The 15,964-nt window shown below is 70.9% G+C and carries 18 protein-coding genes and 1 pseudogene; 6 read left to right on the forward strand and 13 right to left on the reverse strand.

The features are described 5' to 3' along the window. Positions 1 to 196: 196 nt before the first annotated feature. Positions 197 to 571: a hypothetical protein gene (locus ACIBEC_RS40940; RefSeq protein ID WP_360503676.1), complete on the reverse strand. Its 375-nt coding sequence runs from the start codon at positions 569 to 571 to the stop codon at positions 197 to 199. A 225-nt stretch (positions 572 to 796) separates the two neighbouring features. On the opposite strand from ACIBEC_RS40940, the gene ACIBEC_RS40945 reads away from it, so the two are divergent. Continuing rightward, positions 797 to 1,546 (forward strand): hypothetical protein, encoded by a 750-nt coding sequence (locus tag ACIBEC_RS40945; protein ID WP_360503673.1) that lies wholly within the window; start codon positions 797 to 799, stop codon positions 1,544 to 1,546. A gap of 361 nt (positions 1,547 to 1,907) precedes the next feature. Here the strand turns inward: ACIBEC_RS40945 and ACIBEC_RS40950 are convergent, their stop codons facing one another. The 4 genes from ACIBEC_RS40950 to ACIBEC_RS40965 all read right to left on the reverse strand — a co-directional run bounded on the left by ACIBEC_RS40950 (position 1,908) and on the right by ACIBEC_RS40965 (position 4,546). Then, entirely contained in the window at positions 1,908 to 2,834 is a 927-nt protein-coding gene (locus tag ACIBEC_RS40950; protein WP_360503670.1) for a glutathione synthase, read from the reverse strand. Further along, positions 2,831 to 3,604 carry a hypothetical protein gene (locus ACIBEC_RS40955; protein ID WP_360503668.1) on the reverse strand — a complete coding sequence of 258 codons (774 nt, stop codon included), beginning with the start codon at positions 3,602 to 3,604 and terminating at the stop codon, positions 2,831 to 2,833. The genes ACIBEC_RS40950 and ACIBEC_RS40955 overlap by 4 nt, the downstream gene beginning before the upstream one ends. Positions 3,605 to 3,614: 10 nt before the next feature. Continuing rightward, positions 3,615 to 3,929 (reverse strand): hypothetical protein, encoded by a 315-nt coding sequence (locus ACIBEC_RS40960; RefSeq protein ID WP_360503665.1) that lies wholly within the window; start codon positions 3,927 to 3,929, stop codon positions 3,615 to 3,617. A 251-nt stretch (positions 3,930 to 4,180) separates the two neighbouring features. Then, entirely contained in the window at positions 4,181 to 4,546 is a 366-nt protein-coding gene (locus ACIBEC_RS40965; RefSeq protein WP_360503662.1) for a hypothetical protein, read from the reverse strand. Between the two features lie 392 nt (positions 4,547 to 4,938). Between ACIBEC_RS40965 and ACIBEC_RS40970 the strand changes: the two genes are divergently transcribed. Beyond that, positions 4,939 to 5,520 carry an RICIN domain-containing protein gene (locus ACIBEC_RS40970; RefSeq protein ID WP_360503659.1) on the forward strand — a complete coding sequence of 194 codons (582 nt, stop codon included), beginning with the start codon at positions 4,939 to 4,941 and terminating at the stop codon, positions 5,518 to 5,520. A gap of 661 nt (positions 5,521 to 6,181) precedes the next feature. Here the strand turns inward: ACIBEC_RS40970 and ACIBEC_RS40975 are convergent. Continuing rightward, entirely contained in the window at positions 6,182 to 6,913 is a 732-nt protein-coding gene (locus tag ACIBEC_RS40975; protein ID WP_360503656.1) for a hypothetical protein, read from the reverse strand. Positions 6,914 to 7,058: 145 nt separating this feature from the next. Between ACIBEC_RS40975 and ACIBEC_RS40980 the strand changes: the two are divergent. Continuing rightward, positions 7,059 to 7,196: pseudogene (locus ACIBEC_RS40980) on the forward strand (IS630 family transposase); the annotation flags it as partial. A gap of 541 nt (positions 7,197 to 7,737) precedes the next feature. After that, positions 7,738 to 8,433 (forward strand): DUF1062 domain-containing protein, encoded by a 696-nt coding sequence (locus ACIBEC_RS40985; RefSeq protein ID WP_360503654.1) that lies wholly within the window; start codon positions 7,738 to 7,740, stop codon positions 8,431 to 8,433. A gap of 181 nt (positions 8,434 to 8,614) precedes the next feature. On the opposite strand, the gene ACIBEC_RS40990 is transcribed toward ACIBEC_RS40985, so the two are convergent. The 7 genes from ACIBEC_RS40990 to ACIBEC_RS41020 all read right to left on the reverse strand — a co-directional run bounded on the left by ACIBEC_RS40990 (position 8,615) and on the right by ACIBEC_RS41020 (position 13,910). Further along, positions 8,615 to 9,013, reverse strand: a complete 399-nt coding sequence (locus ACIBEC_RS40990; protein ID WP_360503651.1) for an Imm50 family immunity protein — start codon at positions 9,011 to 9,013, stop codon at positions 8,615 to 8,617. Continuing rightward, on the reverse strand, positions 8,997 to 9,524 hold the full coding sequence (locus ACIBEC_RS40995; RefSeq protein ID WP_360503649.1) for an Imm50 family immunity protein: 528 nt from the start codon (positions 9,522 to 9,524) through the stop codon (positions 8,997 to 8,999). Before ACIBEC_RS40995 ends, ACIBEC_RS40990 begins: the two co-directional genes overlap by 17 nt. A gap of 288 nt (positions 9,525 to 9,812) precedes the next feature. Continuing rightward, complete coding sequence (locus tag ACIBEC_RS41000) at positions 9,813 to 10,763, reverse strand: SDR family NAD(P)-dependent oxidoreductase (RefSeq protein ID WP_360503811.1); 951 nt, start codon at positions 10,761 to 10,763, stop codon at positions 9,813 to 9,815. 305 nt (positions 10,764 to 11,068) lie between these two features. Then, a complete protein-coding gene (locus ACIBEC_RS41005; RefSeq protein WP_360503646.1) occupies positions 11,069 to 12,031 on the reverse strand; it encodes an alpha/beta hydrolase in 963 nt (320 codons plus the stop codon). Positions 12,032 to 12,282: 251 nt separating this feature from the next. Next, entirely contained in the window at positions 12,283 to 12,630 is a 348-nt protein-coding gene (locus tag ACIBEC_RS41010; protein WP_360503644.1) for a VOC family protein, read from the reverse strand. 151 nt (positions 12,631 to 12,781) lie between these two features. Beyond that, positions 12,782 to 13,147 carry a hypothetical protein gene (locus ACIBEC_RS41015; protein WP_360503641.1) on the reverse strand — a complete coding sequence of 122 codons (366 nt, stop codon included), beginning with the start codon at positions 13,145 to 13,147 and terminating at the stop codon, positions 12,782 to 12,784. Between the two features lie 439 nt (positions 13,148 to 13,586). Continuing rightward, on the reverse strand, positions 13,587 to 13,910 hold the full coding sequence (locus ACIBEC_RS41020) for a hypothetical protein (RefSeq protein WP_360503639.1): 324 nt from the start codon (positions 13,908 to 13,910) through the stop codon (positions 13,587 to 13,589). Positions 13,911 to 14,052: 142 nt separating this feature from the next. On the opposite strand from ACIBEC_RS41020, the gene ACIBEC_RS41025 reads away from it, so the two are divergent. Together ACIBEC_RS41025 and ACIBEC_RS41030 are read left to right on the forward strand one after the other, a co-directional pair. Beyond that, positions 14,053 to 14,592 carry a helix-turn-helix domain-containing protein gene (locus ACIBEC_RS41025; protein ID WP_360503636.1) on the forward strand — a complete coding sequence of 180 codons (540 nt, stop codon included), beginning with the start codon at positions 14,053 to 14,055 and terminating at the stop codon, positions 14,590 to 14,592. Between the two features lie 17 nt (positions 14,593 to 14,609). Next, positions 14,610 to 15,875 carry an MFS transporter gene (locus ACIBEC_RS41030; protein ID WP_396290235.1) on the forward strand — a complete coding sequence of 422 codons (1,266 nt, stop codon included), beginning with the start codon at positions 14,610 to 14,612 and terminating at the stop codon, positions 15,873 to 15,875. Positions 15,876 to 15,964: the final 89 nt, after the last annotated feature.

A 15,964-nucleotide genomic window follows, 5' to 3' on the forward strand; every position in this document is an offset into this window, starting at 1 on the left:
GCGGTCGGCGCTGTCCGCGGCCGACTCCCGGTGGCGATGCCCCTGCGAACAGGGCGTCGACACGGTCGCTGCCGAACCGCGCCCGATGTCCGGCGCGCCGGCCGACAACCTCCGGCCCGGCGACGCCGCCCACTCGCCCGGCGACGCCGTCAGCCCGCCCGGCGGGCCTGCCGCCGCCGCACCAGGACGTCCTCCCTCACAGCGGGGTGAGGATGTCCTGGTGCGCCCCGTCGAGGACGAAGCCGTTGTCCAGCCGGACCCGGACCGTCACCTGCTTCCCCCGCTCCCGGTGCGCGGCCCACTCCGGCTCCAGTACGGCGATCTCCGCCTCCAGCCGTTCACGGCTCGCCACCGGCATGGTGTGCCCGTAGTCCTCGAACAGCGCCTTGAGCCGCTGGTACTCGCGGATCTCATGGCTCTCCGGGAGCTCCCCGTCCACCCGCTCGACGGTGCCCTCGAGCCCGGCTCCCAGTGAGAAGAACCCGACGACGGCCCCGGGCTCCCCGGCGACCGCCTCGCCGATCCCGAGGTCCTCGGCCAACCTGACGCGCCGGCCTTCCGTGAGGGTCATCCGTCCTCCGCCTCTCCATCGATCCGTGCCGCCGGCGCAGCCGGCCTGCGGTCCCGGCCATTATCCGCCGGGCGCGTCACGGAGCCGGACTCCCGGCGACAGGGTTCCTGGCCGCCGTCCCCGTCCTGCCGCCGCTCACTCGTCCCGCTCGCGCCGTCCGGGCCAGGCCGCCACTCCAGGAATATTCCGGGCGCCGTCGGCTCGCCGCCTCTAGGCTTTGCGATCATGCTTCCCAGACGACTGGCCGGGCTGCTCGTCGGCGCTCTCGCCCTCACCGCGGCCTGCACCGGCTCACCGGCCTCCGGCCCCGCCGCATCGGACCGGGCCGCCTCCGGCCCGACCGCCTCCGACCGGGCCGCCTCCAGCCCCGCCGCCGCCAAGGCTCCTTCGCCCAGCGCCCCGGCGACGCAGGACCCCCCGCCCGACGCGAACCCTGCCTACACGGCCAGGGTGCGGGCCATGCTCCCGTACGACGTCCAGTCGAGCTGGTGGAGCTGGGCCGCCTCGATCGAGCAGGCCCGCAATCCCGTCCTCGACCGCGACGGCCACCTCTGCGGCCAGGGGCAGAAGGCCGACCTCTGGTTCCTCGCCGGCACCACGGGCGGAGCCGTCACCCGCTCCTGCACCGTCCCCGCCGACATGCCGATCATCTTCCCCGTGGTGAACCTGATCGGCGTCCGCAGCGACTGCCTGGACTTCATGACCGCCGCCGAGGGCAGCGCCACCCTGGACGGCCACGCACTCACCGTCGAAACGATCGACCCGACCCCGATCGGGTTCGATGCGGTCAAGGGCAACCCCTTCACCGCCGGCTCCGGGAAGCTCTACCAGTACGCGTGCGGCCTGTGGGTGCGGCTGGAACCGCTCACCCCCGGCCGCCACGAGCTGAGCCTGCGAGGCAGCGCGGGCGGTTTCGCCACCGCCGCGGACTACCACCTGCAAGTCGGCCGCCCCACGCCCACCCCCGGCACCTGACCACCCCGGCCTCACCCCCGCCCCCACACCCCGGCCGCCCAGCCGTCCAGCCGGCGCACCATGTGCGGCCTGAGGTGGCGTGGATCCATGGTTCCCGCCTCTCCCGGAAGCCGGTCCGATGCCTGGGGCTGATAGTCCGATCGGCAGCCCGCCATCTGCTCGGAGGTGTGACGGCTCAGCGTTGAGTGTGACCTGTTGGCCGTGGTGGGCCGGTGCTTCGTTGAGCGGCTGGGGTTCGGGGTGGGGTTTGAAGGACGGTGCAGAAGGACCGAGCCGTGGTGGATCGGGTTCGGGGGTTGTGGGCGGTTCGGGTGAACGTGCCGGACGGCCCGGGTGAGCTGCTCGCCCTCCAGCGACTTCGTCAGCGGAGGGCGAGGGCGATGGCGCGGGCGATGGGTTGGCCGGTGTGGGACTCGAAGTAGCTGAAGGCCGGGCTGGGGTTGACCTCGAAGCAGTAGACATCGCCGTCGTCGGCGAGCATCAGGTCGATGCCGGCCAGGGCCAGTCCCAGTTCCTCGGCGAGGTGCAGGCATCGCTCGGCCAGGTCGTCGGGTAGCCGGCACGGGGAGAGTTCGGCCCGGCCGCCGTCTTGGTGGGCGTAGCGGTAGTCGACCCGGTCGGTGTCGATCCGGGTGGCGAACACGTCGTCGGCGACGGTGTGCACGCGGATGTTGGTGCCCTTGACGCGCTGCTGGAACTGCACGGGGCAGGAGCGGATGAGGGGCAGGCGGTCCATCGCGTCCCGGTCGAGGAGGTGGACGACGGATCGTTGGCAGCTGATCGACTTGTAGACGAGCTCGCCGTGGCGTGCCTTGAAGTCGTGGACCAGCTCGGGGGCGTTGGTGACGAGTGTCTCCGGCACCCGGAATCCGGCGTGGCGGATCAACTGGGACTGGTAGGGCTTCGACAGGTTCGACGCCGTCGCGGCCGCCCGGTTCATCACGCGGCCCGGGGCGATTTCGATCCAGGTGCTCAGGGCCTCGTGCCAGGCCTGGCACCTGCGGAGGGTGTCCCGGCCGGCCGCGCCTGCTTCGTTCGCTTCGCGGGCTTCCGGCAGTCGGCGCCAGTCCATGAGTCGGGCGTAGATGCCGGTCACTTCGGCGCAGTCGACGGATCCGCCGTTCCCGGTCAGCCGTCCCCGGACGCCGGTGGCGGTGGCGTTCAGCTCGAACGGCAGCTCCAGGAAGAGCCGTTGGTGGAGAAGCGTGTAGGGAAGGCCCAACTGGTCGAGTTCGGCGGTGACCCGGGCGATCGGCGCCTCGCTCGCGATGCCGCAGAGGATGATCATCGAGTTTCTTCCGAAAGGCCGGAAGGGCCGGAAAGGCCGGAAAGGCCGGTGAGGTGGTCGAGCAGGCGGTCGAGGAACGGGTCGCCGCCGGAGCGGAGGTCGGGTAGCGGGGTCGCTCCTGCGAAGACCACCCGCTGCCCGCCGTCACGGTGCAGGTCGAGCCCGAGCAGGTCGGTGCCGGCGAGCCGGGCGAGGCGTACGTACGCCTTCTCGTCCTCGGCCGCGGGCGCGCCGAAGCCGTGTTCGCCGAATACGTGTTCGCCGAGCACCAGGACACCGCCGGAGCCGGGCGCGTCCCAGGGCGGCTCGGGTTCGGGGCTGCTGGAGATCCGGGCCGGTGGCACCGGCAGTCCCGCCCTGGCCGCGAGGACGGTCCACTCCGCGGCCGAGCGCCAGGCTCCGCACAGGCCGGTCGCGCCGGGCCGGTTGACCGAGACCGGGCCGAGGCAGGTGAGCAGGCTGAGCAGGAGGGCGCTCAGTTCTTCCTGGGCGTACCGGGCGTCGGCGTGGGTGTCGAACGGCAGGAGCCCGAAGGGTGCGGCGGCCACCCGGTTGAGCACGCCGGAGACGTCCCGGCTGGCCAGGATGCGCCCGTCGGGCAGGGAGTTGTCGAAGGCGGCTCCGTGCCGGCCGACGCGGTGGGCCGACCTGGTGGAGCCGAGCAGGGCCTGCGGGGAGAGCAGTTCCAGCGGTTCCAGTCCGCGTTTTCGCAGTCCCTCGTGGGCCCACAGGGCCGCCTGGTCGCCGGGATCGCAGAGCACCAGCCACATGATGCGGGGCCTAGCCTCTGCCCGGGCCCGTCTCGGGGTCCTCGTTCCTGAGGGCGCTGTCTGCGAGGTCGGGGCGCTGGTCCGCGGGGATGAAGTGTTCGGACTGCTGACCGGATGCGGGCCCGGCGAGCGGGTTGACGTGTGTCTCCAGTTCCTTGCCGACGTGGTCCTTGTGCTCCTTCGCGACCACACTGCCCTCGACCCGCACGCCCTCGACCGCACCGCCCTCGATGCCGTCGCGCTCAACCGGCCGAACCAGCCGACCGGCCGAACCAGCGGACCCCGGGGACCCCGGGATGGGGAGCGCGGACGACGACCAGGGCACGCCGACATCTTTTGGCAACCGCCGGCCCCTCGGTCCTCCCAGGCTATTCCCGGTTCGACCACGCATCAATTGGGGTGACTGTGCGTAGACATACCCCGGAGCGGCCCTTCCCTCCCTGACTGACCGTAGCGGGACTGACGGCCGGCCGGGTGGGCAGGCGCTCCCGGCAGCCCTCGGGTGACGGCCGCTTCCACGCCCCTGCCGCGCCCGGCCGGTCGCTCCCGCTCAGCCGCGTGCCCGGGCGGCCGTGCTCAGCCTGCGGAGTCGACCAGGAGCTCGAGTCCGGCCGTCGCCCCGGCGTAGACCAGGACCAGCAGCAGGCTGCAGAAGATCAGCAGCCAGCCGGTCACGATGCCGAGCAGGGCCAGACCGCGGTCGCGGCCGCCCAGGCGCTTGCCACGGCGACGGCCCAGATGCCCGGCCGGGATGGCGACGACCCCGGACACGACCATGGCGAACGTGTAGTAGCCGCCGTACAAGAGCCAGAACATCGGCGTGGCGAAGACGGCCACGATCAGGCCGACGCCCAGGGCAGCCGACCAGAAACTGACCCGGGCAGGCGTGTTGCCGGCCTCGACGGGCGACACGGCTGCTGTCGGCCGAGAACTGCTGGTCATGGGCGGTCTCCCTGTCGGGCTCGGTGCGTACGCCACCCTATGAGAGGGGCTGCCCCCGATCCGACGGGGGCCGGACTCGTTCTCGGGCCGTTCGTCGCTCGTCGGAGACCCCGTCCTTCGTGGCGGACCGGCCGGGCGCAAGTGTCGGGCGAACGTCGGGTCAACGTCGTGGCCGCAGGTGTCCCGCCGCGGCGAGGATGTGTCGTGTCAGCCGGTCGGCTGGCACGGCAAGCGCCACGGAGCCCGGCACCGGATCGGCCCGGTCGTGGTCAGGCAGGGTCAGTGCGGTGAATCCCCGTGCGGACGGACACCTGCGGGACGGGTCTCCGGTCGGCATTGCTTCCGGATCGTGCACATGCTCCGTACGCTCACTCATTCTGCGAGGAGAGTTCATGCGCAAGCAGATCTGCACCGGCCTCGGAATCCTGGCCCTGGCCGCGGCCGCCCTCGGCGCGGGCATCGGGTCGGCTTCGGCTGCCGACGGCGGCGCGGTCGCCGACCGGGCGTCCGGTACGAACGCGAAGCCCGGTGCGGTCCGCGCCGTGGCGGCGTTGAACTACGTGGGCCAGTACCGGATCCACAGCAACTACAACGGCAAGTGCCTGGACGCGGACCTGAACACGATCGGCGCCAACGGCACCAAGGTCCAGCTCTGGGACTGCAACGGCTGGACCAACCAGAACTGGACCCTGTGGACCGACGGCAACATCGACTACATCCAGAACAACTACAGCGGCCGCTACCTGGACGCGGACCTGAACACGATCGGCGCCAACGGCACCAAGGTCCAGCTCTGGGACTACAACGGCTGGACCAACCAGCGGTGGAACGCGGCCAGCTACGGATGGGTCAACGGCTACAACGGCCGTGTGCTGGACGCGGACCTGAACACGATCGGCGCCAACGGCACCAAGGTCCAGCTCTGGGACAGCAACGGCTGGAGCAACCAGGGCTGGTGGCTTGAGTCGATCTGACCCTCCCCGGGTCGACCCCGGGCAGCCTGCCCCACCAGGAACCGCCCGGAACGGTGGCGTCGCCCTCATCCAGAGCCGGCGCCACCATCCCTGATGCGTAGTCAGAGTTGGTAGGGATGGAGCGCGATGTTCCCGCGACTCCGTTCGACGGCCCTGCAACCCTGCCGTGGTCCCGCCGTGGTCCCGCCGTGGTCCAGCCGTGGTCCGGCCGTGTCGGAAACGCGAGAGGACCCGGGAGCGTAGCCAGCTCCCGGGCCCCTGTTTGCCGCCCAATTGCGCACACCGGCACATTTAAGGGTCGCGGATCAGATTGAAATCGACGCGTTCTGCCATTGAACTACCGTGCCACGGAGCGGCACAGACAGGACTTGAACCTGCATTCGTCGATATTCGTCCGCACCCGGTCGATCCGGTGTTCGGCGGCGAATGCTGAGACTGGAGCGAGAGTCTGAGATTCAAGGGGCCTGCCTCTGCCTGGCTTGGGCTACCCCGGCCGGTGGTGCCGGGGGGAGGAATCGAACCTCCACTGTGACCCCTGGTCAGCTTCAACATCAGTGTCAGCTTTTCGCACCGCGCAGCGCCCCCCGCCCGGTCTTCCCGGGACGGGGTCCTCGGCGCGCTCGGCGCACCCGCCCGGCTCCCCGGTCGGGCGATCGTGAGGCTACCGGAACAGGTAGCCGAAGACGGCGTCGCCCACCCGCCGGTCGGTGACCTCGACCGCGTTGGCCTCCTCGCGGGCGAACTTGACGGCCTGCTGGAGCTTCTCCACCCGCTCGGCGAGCTCGTTCACCCGGCGGGCCGGCAGCGCGCCGGAGAACTTGACCGTGGTCCAGTAGCCGACCGCGATGTCCTCGTAGTAGACCTCGACCTGGGCCGGGTGCTTCTCGGTGGCCTCGGCCTTGACGTGGTTGCGCGGCACCTTCTTGGTCCGGATGGTGCGCACCGGCTCCGTCTTCCAGGAGTCGGTGGACGGGTCGAGGTTCCAGGACTCGGAGGCGTCCAGCACCGGGAGCTTCTTCACGAAGGTGAACAGGTCGGTGAGCTGCTTCTCCAGGAAGAGCAGGTACGGCACCGGCACCTGGGCCAGGAGCACCTGGCCGTCCACCACCACGTCGGCACTGGCGTCGATGTTGGCCCAGTCCTTGGTGGCCGTCACGTCGAACAGCCGGGTGAGGGTGTTCGCGGTGGACCGCAGGATGTCCTCGGCCTTCAGCTGCACACGGGTCGACTCCGGCGGCAGCTGCTCGCCCTCCTCGTCCTTGGGCTGGTAGGTGCGGGAGATCCCGGCCAGCAGCGCGGGCTTCTGCAGGTCCTGGTGGGCCTGCGTCAGCTCCTGGAAGGACTTGGACTTGACGCCCTTTTCAACGGCGATGATCTGGTTCAGCTTTGCCACGTCGAGGACGCTATCAGCCCCGAACAGACCAGCGAAACTCAATTGTTGATCGAGCAGCTGTCCCGGTAAGTCTCGCAGTACGGCAGCGGGTTGAGGTCCGGATGGTTCTCCTTGAGGGAGCCTGCTTGGCGCCCTCCCTGAGTAGCTGGTGTCTTACCTGCGCCGACGCAACGCCGACGCCCGCCACCCCGACGTCCTCGCAGCCCAACGCCGAGAACGCGCCCGCATCCGCAGCGAGAAAAGACTGCGCTGGGGCGGGCGGCCCCTGGCTGACGTGGCCTGAACGCGTTCCCTTGCGTGAGAGGGACTTCAGCGGCGCCGTTGCCCCGGGATCAGGGCGCTGAGCATCGCACAGATGATCGCCCCGAATAGCAGCCCGCCCCAGGGCATCCCGTCGACCGGGCGATGCCGAATCGCTCCATAGACGAAGGAGCCAAGCCCGCCACACACGAAGAAGAGCAGGAAGCCTCGAAGCGCGGACCACCATCTCGGGCGGCCTGTATCTGAAGTCACGGGAGGGCATTATCCACACCCCACAGTGCCCGACCACGGCCACAGGACTGATCACTGGCGCTGCCAGGGCTCGCGGGCGGGCGGGCGGCGGAAAATGAGTTGCCTGCGGGACGTGGCCTCGATCACGATCGCCCGCATGGACCTGTAACGGCTGCCACGTAGCACCAGCCAACCTGTCGCGCGGTCGACCTCGGAGTCTGACGACTCGGCCCCGAGGCGATGACTCGCGCCCTCGTGTGCATCCGTCAGATCCCAGGAGCCGCAGCCCGGCCTGCGAGAGCTCCTGCTGAGTCCTGAAAGCAACCACATCCATGAATACCGACCGCAAGGCCCTGTGGGCCGTGCGTCAGTCCGCCTTGCCCACCGTCGTACGACCCTGCCCGGACTGCTCCGGCACGCGTCACCGTCCCTCGGGCAAGATCCGCGTCAACGCGAACGGCAAGCTCCTCGACGTCTGGCTTCTCCTGAGCTGTGCAGCGTGCGACCGGACGTCGAAGGTGCCCGTCCACGAACGCGTCCACGTCTCGTCGCTGGAGCCCGCTCGCCGGGTGGCGTACGAGACCAATGACCCGGCCGTGGTGCGGGAGCTGACGATGAGTGCGTCGCTCGCCGCGAAGAACGGCTACCGCCTCGACTGGACCGGCACCTGGGAACTGGAGACCCGCACGCCCCTCTACGCACTCGACGACCCGACACCGCTCAAGGTGCTGGTCAGCTTCGAGCTGCCCGCGCCGGTCCGCGTCGAACGACTGCTCATGATCGGGCTCGGTCTGAGCCGCACCGAGATACGACGCATGGTCGGGGACGGGCGTATCCACCTGCCGCCGGCTCTGGACGCCAAGGTGCGTCAGGACTTCGAGCTCACCATCCACGGACCCGGATCCGTCGACGTCGCGAAACACTCGAAGCTCCTCGGCGCTCCGACCGACGTGCGCACCGACCTGAGCCACGTCGGGTTGCACGACACGCTGCAGCAATCATCGCGCTCGGCGACGGCGGGAGCGTAGAAGAGGGACAGCAGGGCCTCCTGGACAGCCTGTTGGCGTAGACAGCCTTCGAACTGCCAAGAGGCCCTGCTCTGTCCGGCACCCGCCACAGTCACCCGATCGAGACTCCTGTTCGACCAACACCCCAAGAGATCGGAACGACAACAGCCGCTGAGGGAGCCTGTTCGACCTTCGGGTGACGTCACTGCGCTCGGCTGGCCAGCCATCCGATCGGGGACTCGGCGCGGATCCGGGCGGCCTGGAAGGACACCTGCTTGCCCCGGCCGCCGAGTACGACCGTCTTCCCCGTGAGGGTGGCGGTGGTCGTGGGCCAGCCGGACCAGGCGTCCACCTCGAGGTTCGTCACGCCGAGGCAGAGCAGGACGAACTCGACCGCGTTGTGGCCTCGCTCCCGCCACAGCTGCGCGGCGCCGGCCGGGACGGCGAAGGCGAAGAACCTCAGCGTGACCGACGCCTCGCGTTCGTCGGTGAGGACGGAGGTCAGCTCGTAGTCGCTCAGTGGTGGCGGCGGGGAGCCGAGGACCATGCGGACCGTCTCGGGACTGGTCAACTCGGCAGACCAGTCATGGGCACCGTTCATAGAACACCTTCGCCGTTGTGGGAGGCAGCACCTGGTTCGGGTGCCGGCGCTGGTCGAGCCGACTCTCGAACCACCGCGGGGCCGCATAGGGATCGGCGTCGCCGGAGCGGTAGGCGTTGAGATGGCCGGCCTTGAGCTCCGCATGCGCGGTGAAGTCCAGCGTGAGCCCCGGCCCGCTCACCGCGACCGTGATCCGGCGTACTCGGCCCTCGACGAAGGGGGTGAGCCCGATGTCGACCACGGTGTGGTGGGGGACACCCCGCATCCGGAGGTCCTCGTCCACACCCATGAACTCGATCTGGGCCTCGAACCGGTCGCATCCGGCGTCGGTCCACGCCGCGGGAGCGAGGTCCGGGAAGCGCGGGAACTCGACCCGCAACGTCACGGCGGCGCCGTACGGACTCAGGTGCACCGATCTGAGAACCAGGTGCTCCAGGGGCGGCAGCTCGGAGTAGAGCGCGGTCAACCGCTCGGAGTGGATCAGGAGTTCCGGCCAGGTGTCGGCTGACACGGGTGGGTCCCTTCGCTCCGGGTGCTTTCGCGCCCTGCTGGCCGATCCTCGTCCCCGGTGCAGTCGGAGATCGAATAACGGGCGCCTGAGCTGGGATGATACTGCTCCCTCGGTCCGGGCCCGGATCACCGACGCCGACGGCAGGCGGATCGGAACGGCCCTCGGGCGCTCCGAGGAAGCTCCCAGGAAAGGGCAACCGAACGGCCGTTCCATGCCGTCTCCGCTGGCCAACCGCCCTGAGAAGGGCAGTTGGCGACCGGACGGCCGCCCCGTCCTGCGGCTGCGTGCCTACCGGAAGCCGAGGTGCTCGTCGGCGCCGACCAGCTCACCGCCGGCGGCCCACAGGCCGGCGGCGACGGCCGGGTCGGCCATGTGAGCGGGGACGGGCTCACGCCGTGGTGTGCCGCGCAGGCCGAAGACCCTCGGCCCCCACAGCTGCCCTCCCTGCACCTCCGGGTCGAGGACGGCACGGACGACGGGCCATGCCCCGGCGTCCTTGCCCTGCACCAGGAGCCCGGCGGGCAGGCCGCGCAGCCGCTCGCCGGGGGTTGTCATGCGCACCGGCGGGCGGGACGGGGTGAGGGAGTCCAGTGCGCCGCCGGGGTGGGCCACCACACTGAGCACGGTGCTGCCGACGGCGCGCAGACGGCGGTCGAGTTCGAAGCCGAAGCACATCTGCGCCAGCTTCGACCGGCCGTAGGTGCGCTTGGGCCGGTAGTCCCGGGTCGACTGCAGATCGCCCAGGTCCAGTCGCTCTGACCTTGCCGCGAAGCTTCCCACCGTCACGATGCGGCCCCTCGGCGCTGCGGACAGCAGGGGGGCCAGCCACTGGGTGAGCGCGAAGTGGCCGAGGTGGTTGGTGGCGAACATCAGCTCATGGCCGTCCGCGGTCTCTCGACGCGGCGGGTCGTCGAGCGCGACCCCCGCGTTGTGGACCACCGCGTCGAGGTGATCGAGGTCCAGCCTGTCCACGGCGGCCTTCAGGGACGACAGGTCGGCGAGGTCCAGCCGAAGGTGGCGCACGTGCGCGCCGGTGACGCGCGAGCGGATCGAGGCCATGGCGGCCTCGGCCTTCGCGGCGTCCCGGCTGCCGAGCACGACGACGGCGCCGGTCGCGGCGAGCTGCTCCGCGACGAAGTAGCCGATCCCGGCATTACCGCCGGTGACCAGGACGGTCCTGCCCTCGGCGGACGGCAGGCGGTGAACATTCCACGGTCGGCCCTGGGATGAGGAAGACACGGTGACCGACTCCTTGTACTCGGGGGGCTGCGTGCTCACGGCGAGCACCAGCCCGCCCAAGGTCGCACCCCCCACCGGCATATGGTCGGCATACGGCCGACATGCCGCCGACAGATCACCGTCACCGCCGACAGGCTTCCGACCACGTGGGGGCACCGTCTCCGCAGACGGTGTGCTGGAGAGGGCCCGGGCCGACGGGGCCGACACCTCACGCCGCGTGCCGCGTGCCGCGTGCCGCCCGTGTCTGCCGGTTCGGGCCGGGGGGCACGCCGGTTCGAGCCGGTCAAGGCCGGTCCGAGCCGGGTTCACCGTTGGAGGACGCGCCGCAGCCAGTGGGTGCGGGCGTCGTGGGCGTCCTGGGTGAGGGCCGAGTTCGGGGCGATGGTGTCGAAACCGTGGCAGGCGCCGGCCCACACGTGCAGTTCGGCTTCGCCGCCCGCCTGCCAGATCGCGTTGGCGTAGCCGACGGCCTCGTCCCGGAAGGTCTCGGCGGACCCCACGTCGACGTACGCCGGGGGCAGCCGGGACAGGTCGGTGGCCCGGGCCGGGGCCGCGTACGGCGAAAGGTCGGCGGCGCCGTACCGGTCGCCGAGCAGGGCCTGCCAGGCGGTGGCGTTGGAGGTGCGGTCCCAGGTGTCGTGGCCGGCCATCTGGTGGCTGGAGAAGGTGTCGCCGCGGTCGTCGAGCATCGGGCTCAGCAGCAGCTGGCCGACCGGCGACGGACCGCCGCGGTCGCGGGCCAGCAGGGCCAGGGCCGCGGCGAGCCCGCCCCCGGCGCTCTTGCCGCCGATGATCACGCGCCGCGGGTCCACGCCCAGTACGTCCGCGTGCTCGGCCGCCCAGGCGAGTCCGGCGTAGCAGTCCTCGACGGCCCCGGGGAAGCGGGTGCGCGGCGCCAGCCGGTACTCGACGGACACGACCGCCAGCCCCAGTGGCAGCGCCCACGCGCGCAGCAGCCGAGGCAGGACGGACCACGCGTTGCCCGTCACCATCCCGCCGCCGTGCAGGTAGTACAGCAGCGGCAGCGCCTGGCGAACCCCGGCGGGCCGCGCGCTGACGAGCGTGACGTCGCTGCCGTCGGCCCGCGGCACCCGCAGCTCCTCCACCTCGAACCGGCCGCCATCGCGCAACCGGTCGAGCGTCGGGCGGGGCCGGGCGGCGACGTCCCGCTCCTGCCACGCCGTCAGGCGCTCCGGGGTAAGCACCTCCCGCGCCCGCTCACCAGCGGCCGCCACCGCCGCCCGCACCTGCCGGTCCAGAGGGGGCACGCGCCGACCCCCCGGCTCACCCGCCACCAGTACCCCCTCGCCGAGGGGCACCCGGCAGCGCCCCGACCGGCACAGCCTGCCAGCCCCACCCGCGCCGCCCCGCAGCGCCCCCGGCCGGGGAGGTCCCCCGAGCGCCGACGGATGGCTCGATTTCACCGCGGGACCGGGGGACCGCGGGACGGCGGGACGGCGGCACGACCGTCCACTCGACGAGTGGCCGTGGCCGGCACGTTCACCGGGCGCGCGGGCCGTCAGCGATGGCCCAGCACGTTGACCACCCGTCCGCTGGGGTCGCGGACGAAGAACCGCCGTACGCCCCATTCCTCGTCCTGCAAGGGGTGGATGATCTCCGCACCGCTCTCCCGCATGACCGCGTAGGCCGCATCCACGTCGTCCACCTCGACGCTCATGTCGGGGGCGACGGGCGCGGTCTTGTCGCTGTTCATGACGCTGATCTGCGCGGCCGGGCTGGACGGGGAGGCGAGGGTCATGATCCAGCCGTGGTTCATGACCTCCTCGAAGCCCAGGAGGCCGTAGAACTCCCGGCTCTCCCGTGCGGCCTCGGAGCGGATGTTGGGCACGACACGGCGAACGGCCATCGACGACTCCAAAGGGGAACGAACCTGACGTTGTCTCCCCAGGAGTACTACGGCGCGCCCGCCGCCGGCCACCCACTCCGGCGGGGACGCGTCGAGGGCTATCACAGATCGGACGGCCCGTTGGCCGGCCCGTCCGACCGGATCGTCGGCCTCAGTGGTACCAGGCCGTGTCGTTGCTCTGGCTGCCGTTGGAGATCGCCATGGCCACCGCGTGGACGACGCTGTCGTGGTAGAACTGGCCCGTGTCACCGCTCCCGCCAGGCCCGAGGGAGATGGTCTGGGAGCTCATTGCATGGGTCTGGTCGTTCCGATCGAAGATGGTCAGCCAGCAGGTGGTGGTGTACGAGTCCAGGTGGCCGTAGGCCCAGTTGGCCGCGAGGTTCAGATGGCCGATGCAGCCCGGAACCGAGATGCTGACCGAACCGGTCGTGCCGGCGTGGGCGGTTCCCGACATGCCGACAATACTGATGCCGGCCAGCGAGGCGGCAGCGATCATTGCTCCGATACGACGACGCATGGTTCCTCCGTGGTTCGTTGGCCGGGGCACTGGAACGGTGGACAACAGCGACCTCTGGCATGGGGCGCCCCCTGTCGTTGTCCGCACAGCAGTCTGCCCGTGCACCGGCAGGTCGAGGAACGACGTTGGCCGGACGTTTCCCTGACACTTCGTCCGGTGCGCGGCCCGTGCCAGGCCGAGCTCCCTGCCGACCCGCCTACCGCTGGGTGAGCGCCCGGGCGACCAGTGGCTCCGGGGCGTCAGCGGTGGCGTCCACGCGTACGTCACCGCTGACGCGAACCCGGGCTTCAGGGCACCGAGATGGGGCTGCCCGTCATCTGGTACCGCGCCGACCTTTGGTACCTCGCCGACCTTCTCGGACGCTCCGACGCCCTGGGCTGTCGCCCGCGCGGCACCCGGCGTGGCAGGTCGGCTCTCGGCCGACGGGGTACCTCCGGGATCAGGCGCCCCAACCGTAGGCGTCGTGTGTGGAGAGCTCCCGCCAGACCTTCGGTTCGATCTGCGTCGTTACTCCTGCGGCTTCGAACATCGGCCGGATCTCGGAGTCCTGCTCCTGGAAGAACGACTCGAAGCTCTGCCGGTCGGGCCACTCGTCCAACACCATCAGGCGGCTACCGTCCTCGGAGCCGTAGAAGCGGTGGGCGATGAGCCCATGACGCTTCGCCGCTTCGAGGACCCCGTGGAAGGTCTTCCTGTTGTCCTGGGCGTACTGCTCCAACGCCTTCGGATCGCCGGCGACCTCCATCGTCAGGATCACGGACATGGCTCCTCCTCTGCAGTCACGGACATGTACGGAGATATTGGCAACAAATGCTGCACAACCGGGGCAAACACGCTGCACCGCCTGCGTTCGGCCGGACGAAACCCCCTTGACCAATGGTCAAGAGTCGTTGACCATTACTCGCATGCCTACCGATGATCTTCCCGAGACGTTCCACGTCACCACGGACGAGCAGCTACGCGCCGTCTCCAATCTCACGCGTCACCGGATCATGGCCGTGCTCCGCTTCGAGCCCGCGACGATCACGCAGATCGCCGAGCGGGTGGGCCTCGCGAAGGGGAGTTCCAGCTACCACGTACGACTGCTCGAACGGGCCGGCCTGGTGAAGGTGGTGCGAACCCGGAAGGTCCGGGGGGTCACCGAGCGGTACTACGCCATGGCCGCGCGGTCGATCGAGCTGCCGGATCCGGGCGAGGGAGGGCCGGACGTGCTGATGCGGCATGCGGTGGCGGACCTCGAGGCGTCGCCGGCCGACGGCGAGCGCCACGTACGGATGGCGCATCTGCGGCTCACCGAGGAGCAGTTCGCCGAGCTGGGGGCGCGACTGCAGGCGCTGGCGGACGAGTACCGGGAGCTGTCCGATCCGGCGCTGCCGGACGCGTCACTCGTCTTCGCGCTCTTCCACCCGGCACAGCGCGCTCAGGCCGAAGGGGACGCCAAGTGACCTACGACGCCAAGAAGTTGCCGACCGGGTTCGGACGGCTGTGGACCGCTCAGACGGTGTCCTCGCTCGGTGACGGGGTGTCGCATGCCGCGCTGCCGCTGCTCGCGCTGACGTTGACGCGGGATCCGATGGCACTCGCCGTCGTCACGGCCGCCGGAACGCTGCCGTGGCTGCTCTTCGGGGTGCTCGGCGGTGCGCTGGTGGACCGCTGGGACCGTCGGCGCACGATGTGGGTCACGGACACGGCGCGTGCGGTGCTGCTCGCGATACCGGCGGCAGCGGCCGCGCTCGACGTGCTGAGCATTCCGCTGCTCGCGGCCGTCGCCTTCCTGCTCGGCCTCGGCGGACTCTTCTTCGACACGGCCGCCACGGCCTATCTGCCGGATCTGCTCGGCCGCGACACCGCGCTCCTGGAGCGCGCCAACTCCCGCCTGCGTGGCGCCCAGACCGCCGCGTCCGGCTTCGCGGGGCCGCCCGCGGGCAGTGCCCTGCTCGCGCTCGGGCGGGCGCTTCCGCTGCTCGCCGACGCGGTGTCGTTCGCGCTCTCCGCGGTGCTCGTACGGTCGCTGCCTGCCGCACCCCGGCCCGTACCGCAGGCCCGTGAGTCGCTGCTGCGGCAGGCCCGGGCCGGCGCCGCGTACGTCTTCCGGGATCGGTTGCTGCTGGGGCTCGCGCTGCGTCCGGCGGTCGGGAACATCGCCTTCCTCGCCGTGGAGACCGTACTCGCCCTCTTCGCGCACGATCGTCTCGGCATCGGCACCTTCGGCTTCGGCCTGCTCCTCACGGCGGAGGCCACCGGCGGTCTGCTCGGCGCGGGCATCGCCTCCTTCCTCGGCCGACGGCTCGGCACCGGCGCCGCACTGACCTGCACGGCCGCCGTCGAGGGACTCGCCATCCTGGGCCTTGCCGCCGCCCCGAACCCGTACGTCGCCGGCCTCGCGCTCGCCGTCTGCGGAGCGGGCATGGGCGCCACGATGGTGCTCGGCCCCTCCCTCCGGCAGACGATCGTCCCCGCCCACCTGATGGGCCGGGTCGCCTCCACCTCCCGCATGCTCGGCATGTGCGCCGCCCCCTTCGGCGCCTTCCTCGGCGGCTGGCTGGCCACCACCTACGACGTACGCACCCCGCTCTACGCCGCCGCCGGCCTCCTCCTCACCATGACCGCCGTCACGTCGACCATGACGAGCAACCGCCGGGTCGAGGCGGCGCTGCGTGCCGCCGCCCCGGTCGATGGTCCGGATCAGCAGGAATCCCGGGTTCCCGTTCACGCGGGCGCCAAGTGAGGTCCTGACCGGGCCGGCGTCGCGTACGGCGAAGGCCTGGTAGGTGAGGGTCGGTGGGCTGACGTCCGGGTCAAGGAGGTGTTCCTGGG

It is taken from the genome of Kitasatospora sp. NPDC051164 (assembly GCF_044455625.1).
Lineage (GTDB): Bacteria > Actinomycetota > Actinomycetes > Streptomycetales > Streptomycetaceae > Kitasatospora.